Below are 25943 nucleotides of genomic sequence, written 5' to 3'. Positions count from 1 at the left end.
CATGAAGATATTGACGAAACGAAATGGATTGATCGCCCTGACCATCTTTGCTTTTTCATTTCCATATATCGCCCAAAACGACTATTACCTCCATATGCTGACTCTTTCATTCATATGGGCGATAGCCGTTTATGGGATCAATTTATTATCCGGGTATACCGGTTATCTCTCGCTTGCGCATGCTGGTTTTTTTGCGATTGGAGCCTACTCGCTTGGACTCCTGACCGTGAAGGCGGGAATGAACTTTTGGATGGCACTTGCAGGGGCCTGTGTTATTACCTGTGTGATCGGCCTTTTGATCGGATTGATCGCACTTAGGACAAAAGAGCATTTCTTCGCGATTTATACACTATGCGTAGGGTATATCATTTACCTTGTCATTGATAAATGGGAAGGGCTTACGGAAGGAGTCAGGGGCCTTATCGGCATCCCGGCACCAGGCAGCATCGGTCCAATCACCTTTGATACGGCAGCTTCACAATATTACCTCGTTCTCCTTTTCCTGATCGCCGTGATCGTCATCATGTATCGAATCATCCACTCGTTGACGGGGAGGACCTTTATCGCCATCAGGAACAGCGAGGATCTTGCCCGGACGATTGGCATCTCCACAATGAAGAATAAGCTAACCGCTTTTGTCTTATCTACATTCTTTGCCGGGCTGGCGGGTGCCTTGTATGCTTCTTTCATTCGATTCATCGGCCCTGATATCGGGTCAACGGCCATTATGTTCGATTTGTTGATGTATTTGCTGGTTGGAGGAATCGGAACTCTTTCGGGCCCATTGGTAGGGACGTTATTGTTGGTGATCCTTTCTCAGAATCTGCAATTCCTGCAAGAATATCGAATGTTGATATTCGGTCCCTTGCTTACGTTGATCATCATCTTTTATCCACGGGGTATCGCCGGGGCCGCCTTTGAATGGCAAAGAAAGCGAAAGGATAAAAAATTGTCCATGGTTAGAGCCGATATGCACATAAAAGCGGAGGAGGGATGAATTTTGCTGATTGAAACAAAGAATTTAACGAAGCGCTTCGGCGGCTTGACAGCGGTCAATCAAGTGGATTTCATCATTGAAAAAGGAAGGATCAATGCCATAATCGGACCGAATGGTGCTGGGAAATCCACTTTTTTTAACTTGATTAGTGGTTTTCATCGGCCCAGTTCCGGTACGGTATTTTTTAAAGGGATCGATATCACGAAGCTTCCGCCAAATGAAATAGCGGCACTTGGTATTTCAAGAACCTTTCAATCGACAAGCCTTTTTGATCAATCGACCGTATTGGACAATGTCGTCATCGGACATAGGCTTCGAACCAAATCCAATCTGGCGGATGCCATTTTTAGGACGAAACGGTTAAAGCGGGAGGAAGCGGCATGCAGGGAAAAGGCAATGGAGGCACTCGATGTTGTCGGGCTGACAAAATCTGCTGACAAAATCGTGGCCAGCATCTCTCAGGAAGAGAAGAAACGGACAGCGATTGCCCTGGCCCTTGCAACTGTACCGGAAATAATTTTTCTGGATGAACCGGCTGCAGGCATAAACCCTGATGAAACGGAAGGATTGACAGAACTGATTAAAAAATTAAATCGTTCGGGACTGACCGTATGTTTAATCGAGCACAAAATGCATATGATCATGAACTTGGCAGATCACATCATGGTCCTTAATTACGGGGAAAAAATTGCCGAAGGCACACCGAAGGAAATCCGCGGAAATGATGCGGTAATCAAAGCCTATTTGGGAGGTAGTGCGAGTGCTTAAGTTAACAGATGTAGCCGTAGCTTATGGCAGCTTCACTGCAATCAAACATGTGAATATCGAGGTTGCGCAAGGGGAAATCGTGGTCCTGTTGGGAGCTAACGGTGCCGGGAAGAGTACGACTTTCCGTTCCATCAGCGGCATCAGTAAGCTTTCACGCGGAGAAATCCACTTTCAAGGCATTCCAATAGGGGGGAGGGCGCCTGATAGGAATGTGCGGGAGGGGATTGTCCAGTGTGCCGAAGGGCGTAAACTGTTCCCTCAGATGACCGTCCAGGAAAACCTGAAGATGGGAGCTTATGTGCATCGAAAGAAAAAGGATGATATCAAGCGCTCCTTGGAATACGTCTATCATTTATTCCCGATTTTACGGGAAAAGCACCAAGATGAAGCGGGAAGTCTTAGCGGCGGCCAGCAGCAAATGCTGGCAATAGGGAGGGCATTGATGTCGAAGCCCAAATTATTGATGCTCGATGAGCCTTCGATTGGACTTGCTCCTCTTATCGTCGAGCAGATGTTTCAGGTCATCGAAGAAATAAACCGCGAAGGGATCACGATCCTGCTTGCCGAACAAAATGCGAATGCGGCCCTCGGCATCGCCAAAAAAGGATACGTGTTTGAAAATGGGGAAATTGTCGTTCAAGGCACAGCAAGTGAGTTATTGGCTAATGATGAAGTGAAGAAAGCATATATCGGGGCCTGAAAAAAGAAGGGGGATTTTTATGAAAAAGCTAACAGCATCATTCGTTCTACTGCTGGTGATCATGACTGTTTTGGCTGGATGCAATAAAGGGGATAGCCCAGCATCCAGCAACGGCAATAAAGGGAAAGGAGGCAACGTCGTGAACATTGGGTTCAGTGGTCCATTAAGCGGGGCCGCTGCGTTATATGGGAAGCGGACTCTGAATGGTGTTGAAATGGCCGTTAAAGAAATTAACGATGCAGGCGGATTTGAAGTGAAGGGTAAAAAATACACACTGAACCTAGTATCGCTCGATGATAAATACTTACCGAATGAAACAGGGGCGAATGCGAAACGATTGGTTCAGGAGTATGATACACCGATCATCTTCACGCCGCACAGCGGAGGGGTGCTGGCACTGCAGGTCTTTAATGAACAAGAAAAATTCATCATTGGCGCTTATACGAGTGAACCGTCGGTAACCGAAAGCGGTAATTCTTTGACCGTTCGGATACCTCCCAATTACGAAGGCTATATCGAACCTTTTTCATCCTATGCAATGGAACACTTCGGCAAGAAAATAGCCGCTTTGCCGACATCTTCGCAATATGGCAAAGACTGGACCGAGGCGATACTTCCATATTGGGAAAAGCAAGGGGGAAAGGTCGTATATAACGCTTCGATCGATTTCGCCAAAGAGACCGATTTCTTTACGATCGTTACGAACGCACTGAAGAAAGATCCTGATGTGCTGTTTATCGGCGGTGCGTCCGAGCCTACCGCAAAAGTGGCGAAGCAAGCTAGGGAGCTAGGGTTTAAAGGCGGTTTCATCATCATGGACCAGGCAAAGCTTGATCAAATGAAGCCGATTGCCGGTTCATACGAAACATTGGAAGGCTCGATCGGCGTTTTGCCGCTGATAGATTCTGATGAAGAGGCAGTGCCTGCCTTCGTAAAGAACTATCAAAAGCAATATAAGGAAGATCCAAGCTCGGAAGTAGGCTTGAATTATATCGCCATGCATGCGTTTGTCGAAGCGATGAAAGCAGCAGGCAGTGTGGATGATGCTCAGGCCATCCGTAAGCATATGCAAGATGGTCTTACAAATTTAGCTCCGGAACAAAAAATCTATGACATCCCTTCCATTGATGAACACGGCGGATTTGCATCGACCATTGTCGTAGGTGCCGTGGAAGACGGAAAAGTCGTGCCCATTCGATAAGGATATCCACTTAACTTGATGGAACTTTTCAAAAGCGTGTGCTTGGCTCCTCTGATTGTTGTCAGGGGGGCAGGCACACGTTTTTTTGTTTTCTAATAGAAGGGAGGGAGCAATCGGATCCGGATAAGAGATAGATTAGCAGAGAAATGAATGTGCATGGAAAAAAACGAGGTTTGCCGCACGGGGAAAACTGTTTATTAAGAATTCACATTATTTCGCGATTATTCAAAAAAATATTGTCACCGGGTCATGAAAACGTTATCATTGAATATAATATAAAATATAATTTCAGGATTATCTACAAAAAGTTGAAATTATATTTAAATCAACTAGTAATGGGAGGATCTAATTTGTCTATGGAAGAGCATTTGCATTCATTAACGACTGAAATGCGGAATGAAGGGACGATGAACATCGATCGCATGGATACGATGGATATCATTTCAGCAATCAATAAGGAAGATCTAAAAGTGGCTGTTGCCGTGCAGGAGGTGTTACCGGAGATTGAAACGGCGGTCGATTGGGCTTGCGAATCTTTAAAGAAAGGGGGAAGGCTCATATACATAGGAGCCGGAACGAGCGGAAGGCTCGGTGTCCTCGATGCTGTTGAATGTCCGCCGACATTCAGCACATCTCCTGAAACGGTTGTAGGAATAATCGCGGGGGGAAACAAGGCATACGTTCATGCCATTGAAGGAGCGGAGGATAAAAAAGAGTTTGGCGAACGGGATTTAATCAAAGCAGCCCTTACAGCGGATGATACGGTGATCGGCATTGCCGCAAGCGGGCGTACCCCCTATGTGAGGGGGGCCTTGGATTACGCCAAAAGAATGGGCGCCAAAGCGGTTGCTCTATCAAGCAATAAAAACGCGAGCATAACAGGAGCTGCAGATTTGGGAATTGAGGTGGTCGTAGGTCCAGAGGTTTTAACGGGGTCCACGAGAATGAAAGCGGCAACCGCCCATAAAATGGTGCTCAATATGATCTCAACGGCAACCATGATTCGGATGGGAAAAGTGTACGAAAATCTGATGGTGGATGTACATGTAAGCAATCAAAAACTGAAGGAGCGTGCCATCCGCATCATTGAAACGGTGACGGATGCAGACTATGATCACGCCATGGAAATGCTCGAAAAGGCAAATAATCAAGTTAAACCAGCGATTGTCATGATCAAAACGTCAAGTGATTATGTTCAGGCAATGGAGTTACTAGAAAAAGCTGATGGAGATGTCAGAAAGGCCATCTCGAACGGCGAAATATAAGGAGAGAAGCGAACAATGGCTACTGGAGGATTAGCGATCATACAGACGATGCTGAACAAGCTTCCGCAATCAGAACAAAAACTGGCAGAATACATTCTTCAGAATCCTCATGAAGTGGTGAACAGCACGGTACAGGAATTGAGCACTTCCGCCAATTCAAGTGGAGCTGCCGTTATCAGATTGTGTAAATCGCTTGGTATAAAGGGATTTCAAGATTTGAAAATACGGATTGCCGGAGATTTGATGAAGAACGTTGAGCAAGGATACCGGGATATCGAGCCCTCTGAATCGCTGTATCGAATTGTCGAGAAAACGACGAGCAATTCGATTCAAACCATTCGGGACACATCTGAAATCATCGATCACGACAATCTCAAACAAGCAATTGCCTTAATGCTAAATGCTAAAACCGTCCACTTTTGCGGTGTCGGTGCCTCCAATATCGTTGCTGCCGACGCTCAGCAAAAATTGCTCCGCATCAATAAAGGGGCAACCGCTTTTACAGACATGCATTTAGTTGCAACACTAATCGCCAATGCGGAGGAAAGTGACGTGGTTTTTGCCATCTCATTCTCCGGGGAGACGCCTGAAGTGATCAATATACTGAAGCTTGCAAAAGAACGGGGAGTGAAGACGGTCGGGCTGACTCATTTTGGTCAAACGACAGTTTCTTCGTTATGCGATGCCTCACTCTATACATCGTTTTCGAATGAAGCGCCATTTAGAAGTGCTGCAACATCCTCACGATTGGCACAACTGTATTTGATTGACATTTTATTTTTAGGGATGGCTTCGGAGCAATATGAAGCGACCGTCCAATATATCGATAAGACTAGAGCTGCCATCAAATCGATGACGGATGGTTATAAATGAAAATCTCATAGTTTATACAAAGGGGGGACTTCGGTATGACCAAGAAAGATAGGTATGCCAGTTTAGCAGAAGAATTAATGGAGAAATTGGGCGGACGGGGCAATGTTGCCACAGCTGAACATTGCATGACCAGATTACGGGTGCTGCCAATCGATCGTTCCAAAGTGAACATGGTGGACATAAAGGATACGGAAGGCGTTCTTGGCGTCATTGAAGAGGAGACGATCCAAATTGTGCTCGGCCCAGGTGTGGTAAACAAGGTTCATGCCGAGTTTGAAAAACTTCTTGCGTCGTCTGCAGGGGATTTAAACTTGAAAGAAATGGCTTCAAAGAACAAATCAGAGATTAATAGGAAAAACGCAAAACCGCTTAAGCTATTTTTACGCAGAATCGCAAGCATCTTCATTCCGCTAATTCCTGCATTGGTCGCGTCAGGTTTGATTACAGGAATTACGAAAGCGATCGTCCAAGCGGGCTGGCTGTCGGCAGAATCCCAACTGGCGATCACATTGACCGTCATCGGATCGGGGTTATTTGCATATTTGGGGATTTTGGTCGGGACGAATGCGGCAAAGGAATACGGAGGATCCCCTGCACTTGGTGCAGTCGCGGGAATATTGGTCATCAATCCCGCAGTCGGCGATATTTCATTATTCGGTGAAAACCTGCTCCCTGGCCGTGGTGGTTTGATCGGCGTCCTTTTTGCTGCCATTTTCATTGCGCTAGTGGAAAAACAGGTCAGGAAATTCATTCCTCAATCTCTCGATATCATATTGACGCCAACCATTGCCCTGTTGATTACAGGCATTGTCACGTACGTCGTTTTTATGCCGGTCGGAGGATTTTTATCGGATGCCATTACCTCCGGATTACTGAATCTCTTGGATTTTGGCGGTGTCGTGGCTGGTTTCGTGCTGGGTGCTGCATTCCTGCCGCTTGTCATAACTGGTTTACATCAAGGGTTGACACCTGTTCATCTTGAATTGATCAATTCGATTGGAGATGATCCTCTGCTCCCTATTTTAGCCATGGGCGGTGCAGGTCAAGTGGGGGCGGCATTTGCCATCTACATGAAAACGAAAAAAGCCAGCCTTAAAAGAGCAATTGGCGGAGGACTTCCTTCAGGGCTGCTAGGTATCGGCGAGCCCCTTATATTCGGGGTGACACTCCCACTTGGCAGGCCTTTCTTGACCGCCTGTTTAGGAGCAGGGGTGGGCGGGGCATTTCAAGCACATTTCGGGATTGCGACGTCGGCGATAGGCGTATCGGGACTGCCGCTTACGTTTTTAGTGCATGCAAACCAGATTCTCCTGTTCTTGGCTGGATTGTTCCTTTCCTATGCAGCTGGGTTCATTTTCACCTATTTATTCGGATTCAAAGATGAAATGGCGGTTGAATTCAAGTGATAGGGATTTCCTTTTATCTGCAAGATCCGGATGCGTCAAACCAAATCATCCGGGCTGCCAACCTAGGGGTGGGGCGAGCGTTTACCTCGCTTCATATTCCTGAAGAAAAAGGTGAGCTTGTCGGGAGGATGTGCGAGCTATTGAAGTTAGCACAAACTCTCGGGGTGGACATTCATGCAGATGTATCTTTAAAGACGCTTGATCATTTGGGCATTGCTGAATTTACGGATTTAGCGCCATTGGGTGTGAAAGGAATTCGCCTTGATGATGGTTTCGACATGGACACGATAACCGCTTTATCCAAGGTGTTTTCCCTTTCATTGAATGCTAGCACGCTGAATGAAGAGGAATTGCTGGCCATACTTGAAAGCGGGATAAAACCACAAAGTCTTATTGCATGGCATAATTTTTATCCAAGACCTGAAACGGGCCTTGTGGAAGCATTCTTTCATGAACAAAATCGAATGTTCAAAAAACATGGGTTACCGATCTATGCATTCATCCCTGGTTCAGGAAGTAAGCGGGGCCCATTGCATGCTGGACTCCCGACACTTGAAAAACACAGGTTCATGAATCCTTACGCTGCCGGCGTCGACCTGCTCTCCCATGTAGATGCCGTGTTTGTTGGCGATCAAGGAACGGAGGGGAATTTGCTTCAGAATCTATCTAGCTATGAAAGTCTGAATATTTTATCTGTAAGAATGGAATCCGAACGCTTGCCAAGCGGAAGCTATAAATTGAGGCCGGATGTATCTCGAGATGTATTCAGGCTGCAAAATACCCGCGTGACTGCGTCTGTTGAGCCGAATCATACGGTAGGACGCAGTCTTGGAGCCATTACGATGGATAATGATGAATATGGACGATATCGGGGAGAAATTCAAATTTGCAAACGGGATTTGCAGGCTGATCACCGGGTCAATGTAATAGGGAGAGTCGTGGAAGAGGACCTCCCCTTGCTGGCCTTTCTAAAACCTTGTCATTCCTTAGTATTGGTAAATGAAGGACGAAAATAGTTCCAGAGAACAATGAACCTTGGGAAATTTTTGTTTTGGGGGCATGTTAAAGATAGGCGGCTGAGGGGATACCGGAAGCTGCCTACTTTCTTTTCAGGATCTTTATAAGATCTGAAAAAGATAAAGGGGGAAGCCTTGATGATCATTCGGAAAACGTTCACTGCTGGATTCGCCATTCTCTTGATTATTTCCCTTCTCGGAGGGCATGGCGCTGCTAAGGAATCAGTGAAAGGGAAGCCCGTAATGAACATAGATGAAATGATAGCGAGCATGTCGCTCGATGAAAAAATCGGTCAAATGCTCATGCCGGACTTTCGCAATTGGCAGAAACAAGGGGAAGGGAAAGCCACTGGGTTTATTGAAATGAACTCCGAGGTTGCAAGCATCATTGAAAAATACCATTTAGGTGGTGTAATCTTGTTTGCCGAAAATGTTGTCGACACCGAACAAACGGTTCGGCTCACGGATGGCCTGCAAAAGGCAAGCCCGGACCTTCCATTGTTCATCACGATCGATCAAGAGGGCGGAATCGTAACCAGGCTTCAGACGGGAACGAATCTTCCTGGGAACATGGCCCTTGGTGCAGCAAGGAAGGAGAATTATGCTTATCAGACCGGAGCAATCATTGGATCGGAACTGTTGTCTCTTGGCATAAATGTGAATTTCGGCCCCTCGGTCGATGTTAATAATAATCCAAGTAATCCGGTGATTGGCGTCCGTTCCTTCAGTTCGGACCCGTCACTCGTATCGAAGCTTGGCATCCAGACAATAAAAGGATTGCAAAGGCAGAACATGATAGCAACGACCAAACATTTCCCTGGTCATGGGGATACCGCTGTGGATAGCCATTATGGCCTTCCCCTTGTTGCTCATGATAAAGAGCGGTTGCGAACCATCGAGCTGGTCCCTTTTCAAAAAGCCATCGATGCCGGCGTGGATATGATGATGACGGCTCATGTTCAGTTTCCTGCGTTCGATGATACGATGTATACCAGTAAAAAAGATGGACAAAAAATCATGGTTCCCGCTACGCTTTCCGATAAGGTCATTACAGGTCTTCTTCGTGAAGAGATGGGATATGACGGCGTAGTGGTGACGGATGCCCTGAACATGTTGGCCATTGCAGACAATTTCGGCCAGGAGGAGGCCGTGGTGCTAGCCATTAAGTCAGGTGTCGATATTGCTTTGATGCCGGCACAGGTGAATTCGCTCGACATGGAGAAAAATTTAACCTCCGTTTTCAATGCGGTGAAGTCAGCCGTGGAAAACGGGGAAATCCTTTTGGAACAAGTGAATAACTCAGTAGCACGAATACTTGAGCTGAAAGTGAGAAGGGGGATACTGGATAAAAGCGCTACAGCTCCTCCGCTTGATAAAAAAATCAAAAGAGCACTACAAGTGGTTGGAAGTGTTGAACATTCGAAAAAGGAAAGGAAAATGGCGGAGGATGCTACGACCCTATTGAAAAATGAAGAAAGAACCCTCCCCTTCAAACCAAGGAAAAATGATAAGGTTTTAGTTCTTGCCCCCTTTGATGATCAAGTTGAATCCTTGACAAGAAGCATCCGAGAATTGGCTGATAAAAAGAAGATAAAGAGAGTTCAGGTGACAAGCATGAGCTATTCGGGAAAGACATTTACGGATGAAGCGGTCCGACTCATCAATGAAGCGGATTATGTCATAATTGGTTCCTATATTGTCAAAAACGATCCGGTTGTCAAGGATGGAGCGATCGATGACAGCATTCAAGATGCAAAAAGGTGGGCAACGGCTTTCCCAAGAGCAGTGATGAATGATGCAAACAAAAAAGGTAAGGCATTTGTTGTGATGAGTTTGAGGAACCCTTACGATGTCGCTAATTTCGAAGAAGCGAAAGCGGTGCTTGCCGTTTACGGTTATAAAGGGTACTCCAACGGGCGATATAGGCAGCCTAATATTCCGGCAGGCATTTCGGCAATTTTTGGAGCCTCAAAGCCTCGGGGCACATTGCCGATCGATATACCATCAGTGATCAATCCATCTGAAAAGCTTTATGAATTTGGATATGGATTAGACGTGAATTCTGGCAAACCACTAAAAATGAAGGGGGTTGCAAATTGAAAAAGACGATGATCATATTGGCCGTTTTCTTGTTGGCATTTTGCCTCTCTTCCTCAAAAAGTGTTACTGCTGTAAAGGAGGAGAAAAAACAAAAGGTCAGTCCTGGGATAGAAGTTCTTTTAAAAGAAGAAAAGAAGCTTTTAAAAGGAAAGAAGGTGGGATTGATAACGAATCCAACGGGCATTGATTCTCATTTAACCAGTGTCGTCGATTTGCTTCATGACGATCCGGAGATACAATTGACTACCTTATTTGGTCCCGAGCATGGAGTGCGCGGAGATGCGCAAGCAGGTGCAAGTGTGGACTTTTATGTAGATGAAAAAACGGGATTGCCCGTTTATAGCTTATATGGAAAAACGAAAAAGCCAACTTCTGAAATGTTAAAAGATGTTGAGGTGTTAGTATTTGATATCCAGGATGTAGGAACGCGCTATTACACCTATATTTATACGATGGCTTATGCGATGGAAGCGGCGAAAGAGAACGATATCCCTTTTATCGTGCTGGATCGTCCAAACCCGCTAGGCGGTGAGGCTGTTGATGGACCCGTGCTCGAGCAGGAATTTTCATCGTTCGTGGGAATGTACCCGATTCCACTCAAGCATGGCATGACAGTAGGCGAACTTGCCACGTTATTCAATAAGGAATTCAAAATTGGTGCCAATCTCCAGGTCATCAAGATGAAAGGCTGGAAGCGGGACATGGATTATGACGCGACAGGGCTCCCATTTGTCCTGCCATCGCCAAACATGCCCACAGTATCGACTGCATTCGTATATCCAGCTACAGGATTGATCGAGGGAACGAATGTCTCGGAAGGCAGGGGAACGACCAAACCATTCGAATTGATTGGTGCTCCTTATATAAACGGAGATGTACTTGCCGGGAAATTGAATGCTTTGCGCTTACCTGGCGTTCAATTCAGAGGAGCTTCATTTACACCGATGTTTTCCAAGCATGCAGGTCAGCTTAGCCATGGAGTGGAAATCTATGTTACCGATCGAAAGAAATTCAAGGCAGTACCAACAGGACTTCATCTCATCAAGACCATTCATGATCTATATCCGGATGACTTTGAGTTCCTGCAAGCCAACAATTTTAATTTATTGATCGGAAATGGCTGGGTAAAGGGGAAAATTGACGAAGGCTCGTCTGTAAATGAAATCATGCAAGAGTATCAGGATGATTTAGATGCATTTAAAAAGGTTCGTAAAAATTACTTGCTTTATAGATAACAGAAAATCTCGTATAAACTTATCTCAAGCTGCAGGCAAGCCCTTTAGTATTAAGGAGTTTACCTGCAGTTTTTTTTATGGTGTTATACCTTGACCGTTACATTCGAAGTAAGATAGAACCCTGATTGCCCGCAGCTCGAAGGATGTGCTTGTGATATTTCAATCTCCAGCAAGGGGTTTCTTTCGGCGGCGGTCCCGGAGCCACGCACTTTTACCATGCGTGAACCCATCATTCTGAAGGCTTTATTCATTTCATGCGTGAAGTATAAATGGCTATTGCATTAGTCTGGAGTAACATTAATTCATTAAATCAAGTTCTAAAATGGAAGGAACGGTTGTCTAATAGAATATGGGTTTTACCCTAAATCGATAATTGTCAGGAGGAGAGTCGATGAAACAATACCTTCAGAAAATTGGTCGGTCCTTGATGCTTCCGGTAGCCGTCTTGCCAGCAGCAGCGATTTTGATGGGAATAGGCTATTGGATTGACCCGGCAGGATGGGGGGCGGGAAGTCCGTTAGCGGCTTTTTTGATCAAGGCCGGTTCCTCGGTCATAACTAATATGTCGATCTTATTTGCTGTCGGGATTGCCTTGGGGATGTCGAAGGAAAAGGATGGTTCAGCCGCTTTGAGTGGGCTTGTAGCCTTTCTGGTCGTAACGACATTGCTTTCACCGGAGTCGGTAGCGATGCTGCAGGGTCTCGATGCAAATGAAGTGAATCCCGCTTTTGGGAACATCGATAATCAATTCATCGGAATTCTCTCTGGGCTTGTGGCTGCATCCATGTTCAACCGTTTTAGTAAGGTCGAGCTCCCGGATGCCTTCGCTTTCTTCAGTGGCAAACGGCTGGTGCCCATCGTCACGGCGGTTGCGATGCTGCTCGTTTCGCTTATCTTATTTTTCGTGTGGCCGCTTATCTACTCCTGGTTAGTTGCGTTCGGGGAGGGAATCAGTGAATTAGGCGCGGCTGGTGCAGGGCTCTACGGCTTCTTCAACCGGTTGTTGATTCCAACAGGACTGCATCATGCGTTAAACTCCGTATTTTGGTTTGATGTGATCGGACTTAACGATATCGGCAATTTCTGGGCGGGGACAGGGACAAAGGGGACGACAGGCATGTACCAAGCCGGCTTCTTTCCCGTCATGATGTTCGGCTTGCCCGCAGCGGCGCTTGCGATGTACCATTCGGCTAATTCCAAGAAAAAGAAACAAGTGGCTTCCTTGATGCTTGCCGCAGGATTCGCATCGTTTTTTACTGGAGTTACAGAACCATTGGAATTTGCCTTCATGTTCGTTGCGCCTGGCCTATTTGTGGTGCACGCCTTATTAACCGGAATTTCATTGGCGATTGCCGCAACGTTCCACTGGACAGCAGGATTTGGATTTAGCGCAGGATTTATTGATTTCGTTTTAAGCTCAAGATTGCCACTGGCAAATGAACCTTATATGCTGCTCCTTCAAGGCCTTGCTTTTGCTGTCATCTACTATTTCTTATTTCGCTTTTTAATCGCCAAGTTCAATTTAATGACCCCTGGCAGAGAAGATGACCGAGAAGAACGGGATGGAGAAGAAGAGGCCCAAGCGGACAGTGGGGCGATCGAGTACAACGAGAATGAATGGAAATTTTTCAGGATCGCTTCAGCTATTTACGAGGGGCTGGGTGGGGACGCCAATGTAGTTTCTGTCGATAACTGCGTTACCCGGTTACGAGTTGAAGTGGAGGATATGGAAGCGGTCGATCAAAGCAAAATCAAATCGACTGGCATTGCCGGAATCAATGTTGTCGGTCCCCAAAGCATACAAGTCATTGTCGGGCCTCAGGTACAATTCATAGCTGAAGAAATCGAAAAGATCCGAAAGAGATAGCCCATGGAGTTGCCTGATGGAATTGCATGGATGAAGCTGGCGGTTTTTGGATGGCGCTAGGGTGGTTATTCTACGATCAGAATGAAGTGTACACAGATTTTCTGATCGTAGAGGTTTTATGAGGAATATATGGGGAAGAGGCTATTTTCAATCGTGAGGAAACCTGATTTGGGCTTTTTAGAGATTAGAATAAAAAGAATAAATGTTCTATAATGGAGTAAGGGTCTGAAAAAAAGGAATTGCATGTAAGGGAGGAGAATTAGTAAGGAAGGGGTTTTGTCATTATGATAACCTGATGTATAGAACCGTTTCCATTCATTTGCCTCGTATAGCATTCTGTTTTAACTCTAGCAGCCTACATAAAATGTAAACTCGATTCCGCCATAGCTTTGGATTTTAAGATTGTCAGTATAAGGGAGGTACCGACCTTGTATCAACCAAAAACAAAAGAAACGGATTCCAGTGTCATTGAGTTCATCGAGAATGTCGATAATCCGAAAAAGCGTGAAGACGCATACGAACTATTAAATGTTTTTATGGAAACGACAGGGTTTGAAGCCAAGATGTGGGGACCGAGCATCATAGGATTCGGAAGCTATCATTACAAATATGAATCCGGTCACGAAGGAGATGCCCCCCTTGTCGGCTTTTCACCTCGAAAAGCAAAGATCAGTTTATACTTTTCCCTGGAAGAGAACCAAAGGGAGGAACTGTTGCGTTCATTTGGAAAGCACACCGCTGGAAAAGGCTGTGTGTACATCAATAAAGTAGCAGATATCGAGCTTGATGTATTGAAAGAATTCATAAATCAGTCTGTAAAGTTTTTGAGAGAAACATATCCGAATGAAGAAGTGAAATAATTCCGGGTCTGGTGTAACTCTTTTTAAGGATAAAGAAAGTGAGTGGATAGGTAATGGGAAAAATTAAAGTGGGAATCGTTGGGTATGGATTGTCAGGTGCAACATTTCACGCACCTTTATTAAGTGTTTTAGAGCAATTTCATATAGCGAAAGTGGTCAGCTCCCAAAAGGAAAAGGTCCGACAAGACTTGAAGGACGTGGAAGTGGTCGGCAGCTTGGAGGACATTCTCGAAGATGAATCAATCGATTTGGTGGTTATCACGACACCGAGCGGATTGCATTATGAAATGGCCAAACAAAGCTTATTAGCCGGAAAGCATGTCATCTTGGAGAAACCGATGGTAGTGAAAACTTGGGAGGCAGCGGACCTCATCAAGATTGCCGAGGAAGAACATCTACTTTTAAGTGTCTACCATAACCGGAGATGGGATAATGATTTCTTGACGGTCAAAAAATTATTGGATGATGGCGTGCTTGGTGATATCAATACATACCAGGTTCATTATGATCGATTCAGGCCGGCTGTCAGGGATAGATGGAGGGAGAAGCCAGGCCCCGGATCAGGAACGCTTTATGATTTAGGCTCACATCTAATAGATCAAGCCCTGCATTTGTTCGGATTGCCACAATTCGTTTCTGCAGATGTATTTGCCCAAAAGGAGGATGCGGAAACGGATGATTATTTTCATGTCCTATTAGGATATGAAAAGCTGAGGGTCATTCTGCATTCTGGCTCGATCGTTCCGGTTAATGGACCGAGGTTTCAGGTACATGGCAATAAAGGGTCATTCATCAAATATGGTATTGATGGCCAGGAGCAGGCCTTAAGCGAGGGCAAAAAACCGCTGGATAGCTCCTGGGGTGCCGATGTCCCTGAAAACTATGGCCAACTGGTTACGATCGAAGGCGAAAACGTGAAACATGAAACGATCCAAACCATACATGGCTCTTATTTAAACTTTTACAAGGAAATTGCCGACAGTATCCTGATCGGGAAAAAAGCTCCCGTCACGGCTCAAGAGGGACTGGCGGTTATTCGAATCATTGATGCGGCCTTTGAAAGCAGTAAAAGCAAGAAAGTCGTATATATTAATTGAGACATTTCGTCCACAACCGAGGCAAAAGAAGCGGATGATAGCTGTCCGTGTTTTCTTTCAATTTAGGAGATGCGGCCACTTTTTCCGGCTTCACATGCCAAAAATACCCCGAATGCAAATTCGGGGTATTAGGCATGGATATTTTCTTCAAATCTACGATAATGCCTTCGCATGATGAGAGCGTTTGTTCCAAGCCATGGTGATCAATAAAGTAATGATCAAGAGGAAAAGTCCCAACATGAACGGATAGGTAATATGGATATCATACATTAATCCGGCAAGAGTGGGTCCAAGGACATTTCCAATGCTCATATACGCATTATTCATTCCCATCGCAAAGCCCTGCTCGTTTCCAGCCATTTTCGAAATCAATGTATTGAGTACAGGACGCAAGATGGATGTGGATAGGAAGATGATAAGTGAGATTAAAAAGAAAGTCAGGTAACTTGAAGCGAAAAGGGATAGAAGGAAACCGATGGCCGCTACACTGATAAAAATGTTCAGCACATTGACTTCCCCGAAACGGCGAACAATCCGGTCGACGACAAATAGCTGGACGATTACACTGACGATACCGGTCGCTGTAACCATGACGGCGATATCCTTTGGACTGGAATCGAATTGATTGTCAAGATAAAGACCAATTACGGATTCGTATGCCATTAAACCAAAACTCATTACAAGTGTAATGATAAGAGGAATGAAATAGGGCATTTTTACAGATAAGGCAATCTTGCGAACCATTGAGTCATTGCTCTCCGGAGCAGAGGCAATCTGTGCCGTTTCACTTTCTTTTAAAACGAAAATCGAAAATACCACGGCTGAAAGTGATACAAGGGCAGAAATTAAAAAGGGAAACTTCAAGCCAAAGTCCGCTAAAAACCCTCCGATTCCTGGACCGATGACAATGCCCAGGGACATGGCTGCAGAAACTAAGCTATTGCCCTTTGCGCGTTGATCGAATGTGGTGATGTCCGCCACATAAGCGAAAATTGCGGGAATAAGCAAGGCTGCTCCGATCCCGCCGATGACACGGGAAGCATATAATAACCAAATCGAATTGACGGCGAAAAAAATGAACATCGATAATGTCAATCCAACCAGTCCGTATATGATCATTTTCCTGCGGCCGTATAGGTCGGTCCATTTTCCGGCAATTGGGGAAAAAATAAGCTGTGCCCCCGCGAAAATGGCAATCATAAGACCAGCGGCGGTTCCCCCTTGATCAATGGAAGCGAGGTACGCTGGTAAAATAGGAATGATGATGCCGAAACTTCCTATTGCTATAAACATATTGATCATAAGGATTATGATCTTTTTTCTTTGTTCTGCTGACATGGGCAGCCTCTCTCTCTCTTTAAAATCAGTAACCATTTTAATTCGCATGGTTAATTTTTCGATACGTTAATTATGTTATAGTTTAAGATAGATAGTTGTCAATAAGAAAGGATTGTCAAACATGAATCCAAGTGAATTGTATGATTTGCATATAGAAATCAAGGAGTTAAGCAGGCTCTCCCAGGAATTGATCGAACCGTCATTGGTAAAATACGATTTAACATCCGTCCAGTATCGCGCATTGCAGCTAATTGTCTTAAATGAATCCTTGGCTGTAAAATACATATCGAATCATTTAAACATCAAGCCTGCAGCCGGGACGGCGCTGATTGACAGGCTTGAACGGAAGAATTTGATTGAAAGATGCCACAGTGAGGATGATCGGCGAGTCGTTTACATCCAAGCCACCGAAATCGGGAAAGAAACCTATCATTCCATAAACCGGTGTTTCACCAAAATTTTTAACGACTTTTATGGCGTTTTGAATGAAGAGGAAACGGTGAGGCTAAAACAAATTGTCGGAAAGCTGACCGACCATGTGTCATCTTGTATAGAGGAACAGTAAAGATCTTCCAATAAAGACAGCAGTGCTATGAAAAGTGGGTGCTGCTTTACAAGGTTAATAATCTGAATATTGAATGTATTTAAATTGAAATTCCTTACAGTTTTCATGAATTCTCCCTCGAACTAAGGAGGATATGCCAATCCGAAATAGAATATGAATCAGAAGATTCCATGTTTTTTACGTGACTCATGATGCGGCGAACGGTCAGTGATACTATCGGATGAAGGAGCTGGTTTTAATGATTTCACCATTGACCCCAATGGATTGGAAGCGCAGGGCCGTGAAATATTATCCTCATAAAGTGGCTGTCATAGATGGAAAGAAAGAGTTTACCTACATGGAATTCGGACAGCGTGTCGATCGGCTTTCCCTGGCACTTCACGTTTCAGGAATTGAAAAAGGAGATCATATTGCCGTGATGCTGCCGAATACGCATCATATGCTGGAATGTTTTTATGGGATCTGTCAATTGGGTGCGGTAATGGTGCCCCTGAATTACAGGCTTTCTGCTGAAGATTTGGAGTATATCATCAAGCATAGTGATGCAAAAATGTTAATAGTCGATGCAGAATTTGCAGCACCGATCGAGACAATCGTTACGAACCTATCAATGGAGACGATCATTATTGTTCCTGTAGATGGCCATGAAACAGATTTGGCCGGAATAAACTATGAGGATTTCTTAAAGCATGTGAATGACGGAAATCGCCTGCCCGTGGCAGATATTGATGAAAATCAGCTATTGACGATAAATTACACGAGTGGCACGACCTCAAAACCAAAGGGAGTCATGTTGACCCATCGCGGCAATTACCTGAATGCGGCCAATTTCATTTATCACCTAACATTGAAGCATGATGATGTGTACCTCCATACCCTACCGATGTTTCATGCCAACGGCTGGGGAGGCGTATGGGCGATTACGGCCACTGGGGGGACCCATGTATGTTTAAGAAAAGTGGGTCCCCCAAAAATTCTTGAATTATTCTCAAAATGCAAAATTACATTATTATGCGGCGCACCGACAGTCGTCAATATGCTGGTGAATGAACCTGGGGCAAAGGAAACCGATATCAAGGTGCGTCCGCGCATGGCAACGGCGGGAGCCCCGCCATCAGCCGCCCTCATACATAAAGCAGAGGAGATCCTTGGCTTGAATATGATCCACGTATATGGACTGACGGAAACATCCCCTTTCATCCTATATAATGAATGGAAAGGTGAATATGACGCCAAATCAGCGGACGAACAAGCGATGATAAAAGCAAGACAAGGCATTGAATTGGTTTTTAATGGGGAGACGATGGTCGTCAATCAAGACGGGGCAGAAGTTGCCTGGGATGGAACGGAGTTAGGGGAAATCATTACACGTGGCAATGTCGTGATGGAAGGATATTATAAAGATTCGGAGAAGACGGCAGAAGCGATCAGGGACGGCTGGTTTTATACAGGTGATCTGGCCGTGACCCATCCTGACGGATATATTGAAATTCAGGACAGGGCTAAGGATTTGATCATATCCGGTGGTGAAAATATTTCCTCAACTGAAATTGAAGGGATTTTATATAAGCATCCTGATGTATTGGAGGCAGCGGTCATTGCCGTACCTCATGATAACTGGGGTGAAACGCCAAAGGCAATACTAGTCCTGAAAGATAACGCCCTTGTGACGGAAAGCGAGATCATTACCTTTTGCCGCTCGCGAATGGCTCATTTTAAAGCGCCTACAACGGTTGAATTCGTTGAAGACCTTCCGAAAACCGCAACAGGCAAACTCCAAAAGTACCGTCTGAGGGAAATCCATTGGAAAGGAACAAAAAAGGTGAATTAATGTCTAAAGTAAAACCAAGCATGCTATGGAAGCAGCATGTTTGGTTTTTTTCTTGCATTCTATTTGGGAGGAATGCTTGTATCAGTTTCCACGACAAATCGGGGCTTCTAAAGGAAAGGTTGGATTCAGTGTAATAAATAAAAGGTTTTTTGATAAATCTGGCTTTTTACCCCTCGCATAGACCGTAAGCGCGTTTTCTGGAATGATATGCTGCTATTTAACCATTAGGACTGGCGACGAGTGCCGATGCAAGTGCTACAGTTGGGCCATCTGCAAACACAAGCGTACTTACAATGCTTGACCAGGTTGTTCCCTTTTGGTGTGCCGTTATCATTTTTCCTAAATGGGCATTAGTAGCCATGATTGCTAATAATTACTCTTTATGTCCATGTTTTATCATCAGGATGTCTCCATCAATGATAGCTGATCGAAATGTATTTTCCATCTACAACATAGACCCATATAGTGTCGTAAATAAAGAAGAAAAGATAAAAAATATTGATTGTTAATGCTTAACGAGCCATGAAAAATCACTTTATATAAGCAAAACTTATGAAGGTGCATTTAAACATTATAACGTTATATTGATTAGTTCAGGGAAATATGTTAATCTATTTTTGTAAAGAGAATATCATGAATTCTCATATTCCATTGTAACCGTTTACGAATTTTACTTACAATCAATAGGACGTTCTTAAAAAGGATGAGGGAAATGACAAGTAGGTTAATACTGAAAAATGTAAGGATGCTAGATGGTAACGGAGCAGATATCATCTTGGAAAATGGGGTGATTAAGGAAATCACTCTGGCAGGGACTGCAAGTGCAACTGGAGCTGAAATGATTGATTACGAGAATAAGGTTTTTGTTTCCAGCGGCTGGATTGATATGCATGTACATGCCTTTCCTGAATTAGACCCTTATGGTGATGATGTTGATGAGATTGGCTGTAAAACAGGTGTAACAACGATCGTTGATGCAGGAAGTACTGGGGCAGATAGGATATCTGATTTAGTTAACAGTTGTGAAAAATCCAAAACGAATGTTTTCGCCTTTCTGAATATTTCGCGGATTGGTTTGAAAAGGATCGATGAGTTATCGGATACTTCATGGCTTGATGAAACGGAATTAAAAAAGGCAATCTCACAGTATGGTGATTTTGTCGTTGGACTTAAAGCCAGAATTAGTAAGAGTGTGGTTGGTCCGAATGGGATCGAACCATTAAAGATCGCTAGGAAATTCTCTGCCGATACTGGATTGCCTTTAATGGTCCATATCGGTTCAGGGCCGCCTGATATTAGAGACGTCCTTAATTTATTAGAGGAAAAAGATATTATTACGCACTACTTAAATGGTAAAGCCAATAATTTATTTGATGAAAAAGGAGAGCCCCTACCTGAGTTCAATAAAGCGATTGAACGGGGGGTTCATCTGGATGTTGGTCATGGAACAGCAAGCTTTTCTTTTCCAACTGCAGAAATGGCGAAAAAGAGGGATATTCGTTTCAATACGATCAGTACAGATATATATCGGGGAAATCGATTAAATGGACCTGTTTATAGTATGGCAAATGTGCTTACTAAATTCTTGTATCTGGGATACCCCTTAAAAGAGGTAATAGATGCAGTTACGGTCAATGCAGCAGTGTGGCTGCATAAGCCAGAGCTAGGAAGGATTTCAGTTGGGGATATGGGGAATCTGACTCTATTTTCCCTTGAGGATGAGTCTACCCTTCTGCAGGATTCCGAAGGCGAAAAAAGGATGGCGGAAAAAAGAGTGGTCGTAAAAGGAGTGGTTATTAATGGAGAGTTCAATGAATGCTAAATACGGTTTGAAAAGAGTCATTAATGCTAGCGGAAGAATGAGTATACTTGGTGTTTCTGCTCCGACTGACACAGTGATGGATGCGATGAAAACAGGTGGACAAAATTATGTTGAAATCTCTGAATTAGTCGAAAAGTCAGGACAGCATATAGCGAATTTACTTCAATCAGAAGCAGCGGTCGTCGTAAACTCAGCTTCCAGCGGAATCGCCCTTTCAGTGGCGGCAATCGTCACTGAAGGAAATAGAAGGAAAAGTGAAAGACTTCATCAAGATCACATTCAAAAGAATGAAGTCATCATGCTGAAAGGACACAATGTTCAGTATGGAGCGCCAGTCGAAACGATGATTTACCTTGGTGGCGGAAAATTGGTTGAAGTGGGATATGCAAACGAAGGCAAGGCAGAACATATTGCCGACGCCATTAATGATAATACGTCCGCGATCTTATACGTGAAATCCCATCATGCCGTTCAGAAGAATATGATTTCGATAGAAGAAGCCTGGGAAGTGGCAAAAACTTATAATATTCCTTTGATTGTCGATGCTGCAGCGGAGGAAGACTTGAAGAAATATGTACAAGTCTCCGATTTAGCCATTTACAGTGGTTCAAAAGCGATTGAAGGACCAACATCGGGTATTGTTGCTGGGAAACAAAAATATATCGGGTGGTTGAAGGTACAATTGCAATGTAACGGCAGGAGTATGAAAGTTGGTAAAGAAACAACCTTTGGGTTGCTTCAGGCATTGGATGAGTATTTTGTCAAAGCGGACAATAGCGGACAAGAAAAAGCTAGTTTACAAGTTCTTGCATCCCTGGAATCCATTGATGGCGTAAAAGTAACGATTGTTCAAGATGAGGCAGGTAGAGCCATCTATAGAGCTCGTATCTCCATTGATCCTTTGATTACGGAAACAACGGCAAAGGAAGTGAACGAGCAGCTGAAAAATGGAAATATTGCCATTTACACGCGTGATTATGGTGTACGTCAAGGCTTTTTCGATATCGATCCGCGTCCATTGCAAGGTGATGACATTCATGTCATTGAAGCACAGTTAAGAACCATTTTAGGAGGGAATCAAGGATGACTAACATAAACGAACGCTTTTTGAATGATCGAGTGGCGCTTAATGTACTTGCCGATAGTGTAGAAAATGCAGTGGAGGTGTTCAACGCAGCGGAAGGCCATGTCTTGGTGGGGGTGCTTTCCAAGGATTATCCAACCGTTGAAGCGGGAGTGGCTGCAATGCAGGAGTATGGCGATGCCATTGATGAGGCCGTTTCAATCGGCCTTGGCGCTGGTGATAATAGGCAGGCGGCAGTTGTTGCAGAAATTGCAAAATATTATCCTGGCAGCCATATTAATCAGGTTTTCCCGAGTGTGGGAGCGACAAGGGCAAATTTGGGCGAAAAGGATAGCTGGATAAATTCGTTGGTTTCTCCAACTGGCAAAGTCGGCTATGTGAATATTTCCACCGGCCCTGTTAGTGCAGGTGCAAGTGAAACTGCCATTGTACCGATCAAAGCGGCCATTGCCTTGGTCCGGGATATGGGAGGTAATGCATTGAAATACTTCCCGATGAAGGGCCTGAAGCATGAAGAGGAGTACCGTGCAGTGGCCAAAGCTTGCGGTGAAGAGGGCTTTGCTTTAGAACCGACTGGTGGAATCGACTTGGAGAATTTCGAAACCATTCTGGAAATAGCTTTGGAAGCAAAAGTGCCTAAAATCATTCCCCATGTTTATTCTTCCATCATTGATCAAGAAACCGGCAAAACGAATGAGGAGGATGTAAGGAAATTATTGGCCATGACAAAAAAATTGGTTGAAAAATATGCGTAAACGGATCGTGGCATTCGGGGAAGTGATGATGCGCTTGCAGGTACCGGGACATGCCCTATTATCACAAGCCAACACGCTGCAATACTCCTTTTCAGGCACGGGGGTAAACGTTGCTTCTGCGATGACCAAACTTGGGCATGATGGTTTCCTGGTGACAAAATTACCGGATAATCCCCTTGGGGATTCTGCGGTGGTTTCCTTGCAGCACTTAGGCATTGAACGGGATTTCATTTCCAGAGGCGGTAAGTATTTGGGGATGTACTTTCTGGAAAACGGCTTTGGGCAACGTGCAAGCCGGGTTACCTACTCAAATCGGCTCGAAAGCAGTTTCAATACTGCTTCGCTATCCGATTATGATTTGGGACTGATTGCAGAAAAGGCAGATATCATTCATTTTTGCGGGATCACACTTGCCATGGCGGATAATGTACGGGAAAGCATGAAGGTGCTGGCGAGAAAAGTAAAAGAAAAAGGCGGTACGGTCTGTTTCGATTGCAATTACCGCCCTTCCTTATGGGAGGGAGGGTATGCAGCTGCCAAGCCTCATTATGAAGAAATGCTTTCATTGGCGGATATTGTCATGATGAATGAAAAAGACGCCATGTATATTTTAGGGATGAAGTCCAAATCTCCACATCGGGATGGACAGCTTAGGGAGTTGGTGCCTGAAGTGGCCAAAAAATACAATATCCGGTCAATAGCGGGGACACATCGTTCAATCAATAGTGATACTACCCATACTTTACGTGGATACCTGTACAAGGGGCAAACATTTCACTTTTCAGATAACCTATCATTTTCGGTTTATGATAGAATAGGTTCAGGCGATGCATATACGAGCGGAATCCTCCATGGAGAATTGACAGGCTTTTCCCCGGAAAAGACAGTTTTGTTTGCAGCTGTTTCAGGAATGCTTGCGTGTACGGTCGTTGGTGATACTCCTTTGGCAACTGAAATGGAGATCCTGTCAGCCATGGAAGGTAAAATGGAAGATATAATGAGATAAAAGGCAGGAGATGTGGGATGAGAGTGAACAGGAAAAATGGACCTATGTATTTACAAATTAAAGAAATATTGAAGGATCGTATTTTACATGGTGTTTATGCCATTGACACGAACATCCCCTCCGAGCCTCTGCTGGAAGAAGAATTTAAGGTAAGTAAGGTTACTGTCCGCAATGCGATTAAAGAACTTGTGCAAGAGGGATATGTCGAAAAGAAAAGCGGAAAAGGCACTAGAGTCATAGCGAATGGTTCGATTGTCAAGCTTTCCAAAGGGAAGCGTTTCACGGAATTATTGGTGGAGGAAGGGCATTTCATTTTCAAAAAAATGTTGAACATCAGTCATGTTGAACTTCCTGCTGATTCTAACCTGCATTCTTTATTCGGCGATCATTGCATAAACATTGAACGAATCTATTTGTTGGACAATGAGCCTTATATTTACTTTACGCATTACGTTTCCCTGGATTTGGACCAAGATGAGTTGGAAGAGGTCCAAATCAATTCCTTGTACCGTTTTTTAGAGGATCATAACGTCCAGCTTGAAACTTTCAGGGACGAATTTGGCGTTACCATCCCACCGGACCATATATGTGAAGCACTGAAAATCGAACCCAATAGTGCTGTTCTAAAAAGGATTCGGATTTCAAGTGACAGGGACGGAAAGGTCATGGAATATAGTGAAGGATTTTACAACACGGCGAAACAGAATTATATCGTTACATATAATGAGCCGGTACAATAATTCGATTTTCGATTTATTGTATCGCTTTGAATGTAAGCGATTTCTTAAGGGCGGGTAGAGCATATGGAGCTATATTTATTAGGAATTACGCTGATAGCGATCGTCATTGTTATTTTGGGGGTATCATGGTGGAAATGGCATGCATTCATAAGTTTGACTGTAGCCAGTTTATTCTTAGCTGTTTTTTCCGGTCTTCCTATGGACAAGATTGTAGGCGCTTACGAAACGGGCGTCGGTGCAGTCCTGGGACACCTTATAGGCATTTTGGCATTAGGGACGATTCTAGGGAAGATGATGTCCGACTCAGGAGCTGGCATGCAGGTAGCCGACTTCTTCATTCATAGATTTGGTGTGAAGAAATTGCCATGGGCGATGCTGTTGTCAGGCTTCATCATCGGGATACCGGTATTTTTCGAAGTGGGCTTGGTCATATTGCTCCCTTTGGTCATTTCCATACGGAAATCGACTAAAGTGAATATACTATTAATCGGAATTCCAGTACTTGCTGGTTTATCGATCGTACATGGGCTTGTACCCCCGCATCCGGGTGCGATGACGGCAATCGGGATTTATAATGCTAACATGGGGCACGTACTTCTTTACTCATTGATCATAGCATTCCCGACAGCTGTACTTGCCGGTCCTTTGTTTGCGAAATGGATTCAAAAACGGGTAGTTCCAGTTGGGGAACCGGAATTGATCCGGGTGGAAACGAAGGCAAATGCCTTGCCAGGCACAGGAGTTTCGTTCTTTATCATCCTCTTGCCTGTATTGCTTATGGTCTTGACGGTGTTGGCTCCTTATCTGCCAATACCGGCTTCCATGGAAAAATGCTTGTTATTTATCGGAAGTCCGGTCATTGCCCTATTAATCTCTTGTTTTGCAGCTTACTATTTCTTGGGCTTTAGGCAGGGAATGGATAAATCGCTCATTAAAAAATTAACGGAAGAATGCTTATTGCCTTTGGCTTCCATTATTTTAATAATTGGAGCGGGGGGTGGCTTCAAGCAGATCTTAATCGATAGTGGCGTGGGAACCGCCATTGCATCCATGTCTGAACAAATATCATTATCACCACTCGTGCTTGCATTTCTAGTGGCTGGATTGATCCGGATTGCCACAGGCTCTGCAACGGTCGCTTTGACCACAGCAGCAGGAATCGTTTCACCAGTCGTTGCCAATATGACGGGTGTCAATTTGGAATTACTCGTCATTGCCACGGGCGCAGGTTCACTTATGTTTTCCCATGTCAATGATGCAGGCTTCTGGTTGGTCAAGGAATATATGGGGTTAACCGTAAAAGAAACGTTCAAAACATGGACAGTCATGGAAACCTTACTTTCCTTTGTGGCTTTCGGTCTTGTATTGATCTTGGATCTATTTGTTTAGGCAATATGAGGGACAAATGTAGTGGATA

General features: G+C 44.4%; 24 protein-coding genes. 21 read left to right on the top strand and 3 right to left on the bottom strand.

Annotated elements, in window-relative coordinates; all coding sequences use genetic code 11:
* Window position 1 precedes the first annotated feature (1 nt).
* The 10 genes from AS888_RS07345 to AS888_RS07300 all read left to right on the top strand — a co-directional run bounded on the left by AS888_RS07345 (window position 2) and on the right by AS888_RS07300 (window position 11561).
* Complete coding sequence (locus AS888_RS07345; RefSeq protein ID WP_061141502.1) at window positions 2-997, top strand: branched-chain amino acid ABC transporter permease; 996 nt, start codon at window positions 2-4, stop codon at window positions 995-997.
* A gap of 3 nt (window positions 998-1000) precedes the next feature.
* The gene (locus AS888_RS07340; protein ID WP_061141501.1) at window positions 1001-1765 is read left to right on the top strand and encodes an ABC transporter ATP-binding protein; all 765 of its coding nucleotides are present in this window, start codon (window positions 1001-1003) and stop codon (window positions 1763-1765) included.
* Window positions 1758-2465, top strand: coding sequence for an ABC transporter ATP-binding protein (locus tag AS888_RS07335; RefSeq protein WP_061141500.1), 708 nt, complete (start codon window positions 1758-1760; stop codon window positions 2463-2465). Before AS888_RS07340 ends, AS888_RS07335 begins: the two co-directional genes overlap by 8 nt.
* 19 nt (window positions 2466-2484) lie before the next feature.
* Window positions 2485-3666, top strand: coding sequence for an ABC transporter substrate-binding protein (locus AS888_RS07330; RefSeq protein ID WP_061141499.1), 1182 nt, complete (start codon window positions 2485-2487; stop codon window positions 3664-3666).
* A gap of 356 nt (window positions 3667-4022) precedes the next feature.
* The gene (murQ, locus tag AS888_RS07325) at window positions 4023-4931 is read left to right on the top strand and encodes an N-acetylmuramic acid 6-phosphate etherase (protein WP_081092362.1); all 909 of its coding nucleotides are present in this window, start codon (window positions 4023-4025) and stop codon (window positions 4929-4931) included.
* A gap of 15 nt (window positions 4932-4946) precedes the next feature.
* On the top strand, window positions 4947-5804 hold the full coding sequence (locus AS888_RS07320) for a MurR/RpiR family transcriptional regulator (RefSeq protein WP_061141498.1): 858 nt from the start codon (window positions 4947-4949) through the stop codon (window positions 5802-5804).
* Between the two features lie 35 nt (window positions 5805-5839).
* The gene (locus AS888_RS07315) at window positions 5840-7210 is read left to right on the top strand and encodes a PTS transporter subunit EIIC (protein WP_061141497.1); all 1371 of its coding nucleotides are present in this window, start codon (window positions 5840-5842) and stop codon (window positions 7208-7210) included.
* The gene (locus AS888_RS07310) at window positions 7207-8226 is read left to right on the top strand and encodes a MupG family TIM beta-alpha barrel fold protein (RefSeq protein ID WP_061141496.1); all 1020 of its coding nucleotides are present in this window, start codon (window positions 7207-7209) and stop codon (window positions 8224-8226) included. Before AS888_RS07315 ends, AS888_RS07310 begins: the two co-directional genes overlap by 4 nt.
* A 138-nt stretch (window positions 8227-8364) precedes the next feature.
* Window positions 8365-10326: a glycoside hydrolase family 3 protein gene (locus tag AS888_RS07305; protein ID WP_061141495.1), complete on the top strand. Its 1962-nt coding sequence runs from the start codon at window positions 8365-8367 to the stop codon at window positions 10324-10326.
* Window positions 10323-11561, top strand: a complete 1239-nt coding sequence (locus AS888_RS07300; RefSeq protein ID WP_260320148.1) for an exo-beta-N-acetylmuramidase NamZ family protein — start codon at window positions 10323-10325, stop codon at window positions 11559-11561. Before AS888_RS07305 ends, AS888_RS07300 begins: the two co-directional genes overlap by 4 nt.
* A gap of 83 nt (window positions 11562-11644) precedes the next feature.
* On the opposite strand, the gene AS888_RS26345 is transcribed toward AS888_RS07300, so the two are convergent.
* Window positions 11645-11791, bottom strand: coding sequence for a hypothetical protein (locus AS888_RS26345; protein ID WP_221408569.1), 147 nt, complete (start codon window positions 11789-11791; stop codon window positions 11645-11647).
* 161 nt (window positions 11792-11952) lie between these two features.
* On the opposite strand from AS888_RS26345, the gene nagE reads away from it, so the two are divergent.
* The 3 genes from nagE (at window position 11953) to AS888_RS07285 (ending at window position 15385) form a co-directional block, all read left to right on the top strand.
* The gene (gene nagE / locus AS888_RS07295; protein ID WP_061141494.1) at window positions 11953-13428 is read left to right on the top strand and encodes an N-acetylglucosamine-specific PTS transporter subunit IIBC; all 1476 of its coding nucleotides are present in this window, start codon (window positions 11953-11955) and stop codon (window positions 13426-13428) included.
* Between the two features lie 428 nt (window positions 13429-13856).
* A complete protein-coding gene (locus AS888_RS07290) occupies window positions 13857-14288 on the top strand; it encodes a DUF1801 domain-containing protein (protein ID WP_061141493.1) in 432 nt (143 codons plus the stop codon).
* A gap of 53 nt (window positions 14289-14341) precedes the next feature.
* Entirely contained in the window at window positions 14342-15385 is a 1044-nt protein-coding gene (locus AS888_RS07285) for an oxidoreductase (RefSeq protein ID WP_061141492.1), read from the top strand.
* 153 nt (window positions 15386-15538) lie between these two features.
* Here AS888_RS07285 and AS888_RS07280 read toward each other — a convergent pair whose 3' ends face one another.
* Window positions 15539-16723 (bottom strand): MFS transporter, encoded by a 1185-nt coding sequence (locus AS888_RS07280; RefSeq protein WP_061141491.1) that lies wholly within the window; start codon window positions 16721-16723, stop codon window positions 15539-15541.
* Between the two features lie 121 nt (window positions 16724-16844).
* Between AS888_RS07280 and AS888_RS07275 the strand changes: the two genes are divergently transcribed.
* Together AS888_RS07275 and AS888_RS07270 are read left to right on the top strand one after the other, a co-directional pair.
* The gene (locus AS888_RS07275; RefSeq protein ID WP_061141490.1) at window positions 16845-17288 is read left to right on the top strand and encodes a MarR family winged helix-turn-helix transcriptional regulator; all 444 of its coding nucleotides are present in this window, start codon (window positions 16845-16847) and stop codon (window positions 17286-17288) included.
* Between the two features lie 238 nt (window positions 17289-17526).
* Window positions 17527-19119 (top strand): long-chain-fatty-acid--CoA ligase, encoded by a 1593-nt coding sequence (locus AS888_RS07270; protein ID WP_061141489.1) that lies wholly within the window; start codon window positions 17527-17529, stop codon window positions 19117-19119.
* A gap of 217 nt (window positions 19120-19336) precedes the next feature.
* On the opposite strand, the gene AS888_RS25565 is transcribed toward AS888_RS07270, so the two are convergent.
* Window positions 19337-19480 carry a hypothetical protein gene (locus AS888_RS25565; protein ID WP_155645407.1) on the bottom strand — a complete coding sequence of 48 codons (144 nt, stop codon included), beginning with the start codon at window positions 19478-19480 and terminating at the stop codon, window positions 19337-19339.
* A gap of 351 nt (window positions 19481-19831) precedes the next feature.
* Between AS888_RS25565 and AS888_RS07265 the strand changes: the two genes are divergently transcribed.
* The 6 genes from AS888_RS07265 (at window position 19832) to AS888_RS07240 (ending at window position 25915) form a co-directional block, all read left to right on the top strand.
* Entirely contained in the window at window positions 19832-20941 is a 1110-nt protein-coding gene (locus AS888_RS07265; RefSeq protein WP_061141488.1) for an amidohydrolase/deacetylase family metallohydrolase, read from the top strand.
* Entirely contained in the window at window positions 20919-22028 is a 1110-nt protein-coding gene (locus AS888_RS07260; protein WP_061141487.1) for a DgaE family pyridoxal phosphate-dependent ammonia lyase, read from the top strand. The genes AS888_RS07265 and AS888_RS07260 overlap by 23 nt, the downstream gene beginning before the upstream one ends.
* A complete protein-coding gene (gene dagF, locus AS888_RS07255) occupies window positions 22025-22780 on the top strand; it encodes a 2-dehydro-3-deoxy-phosphogluconate aldolase (RefSeq protein ID WP_061141486.1) in 756 nt (251 codons plus the stop codon). Before AS888_RS07260 ends, dagF begins: the two co-directional genes overlap by 4 nt.
* Window positions 22773-23786 (top strand): sugar kinase, encoded by a 1014-nt coding sequence (locus AS888_RS07250; RefSeq protein ID WP_061141485.1) that lies wholly within the window; start codon window positions 22773-22775, stop codon window positions 23784-23786. Before dagF ends, AS888_RS07250 begins: the two co-directional genes overlap by 8 nt.
* 17 nt (window positions 23787-23803) lie before the next feature.
* A complete protein-coding gene (locus AS888_RS07245; protein ID WP_061141484.1) occupies window positions 23804-24526 on the top strand; it encodes a GntR family transcriptional regulator in 723 nt (240 codons plus the stop codon).
* Window positions 24527-24589: 63 nt separating this feature from the next.
* The gene (locus AS888_RS07240) at window positions 24590-25915 is read left to right on the top strand and encodes a GntT/GntP/DsdX family permease (protein ID WP_061141483.1); all 1326 of its coding nucleotides are present in this window, start codon (window positions 24590-24592) and stop codon (window positions 25913-25915) included.
* The last annotated feature ends 28 nt before the right edge of the window (window positions 25916-25943 follow it).

The organism is Peribacillus simplex, assembly GCF_001542915.1.
Taxonomy (GTDB): domain Bacteria; phylum Bacillota; class Bacilli; order Bacillales; family DSM-1321; genus Peribacillus; species Peribacillus simplex_B.
This window is presented reverse-complemented; position numbering and strand designations above follow the sequence as displayed.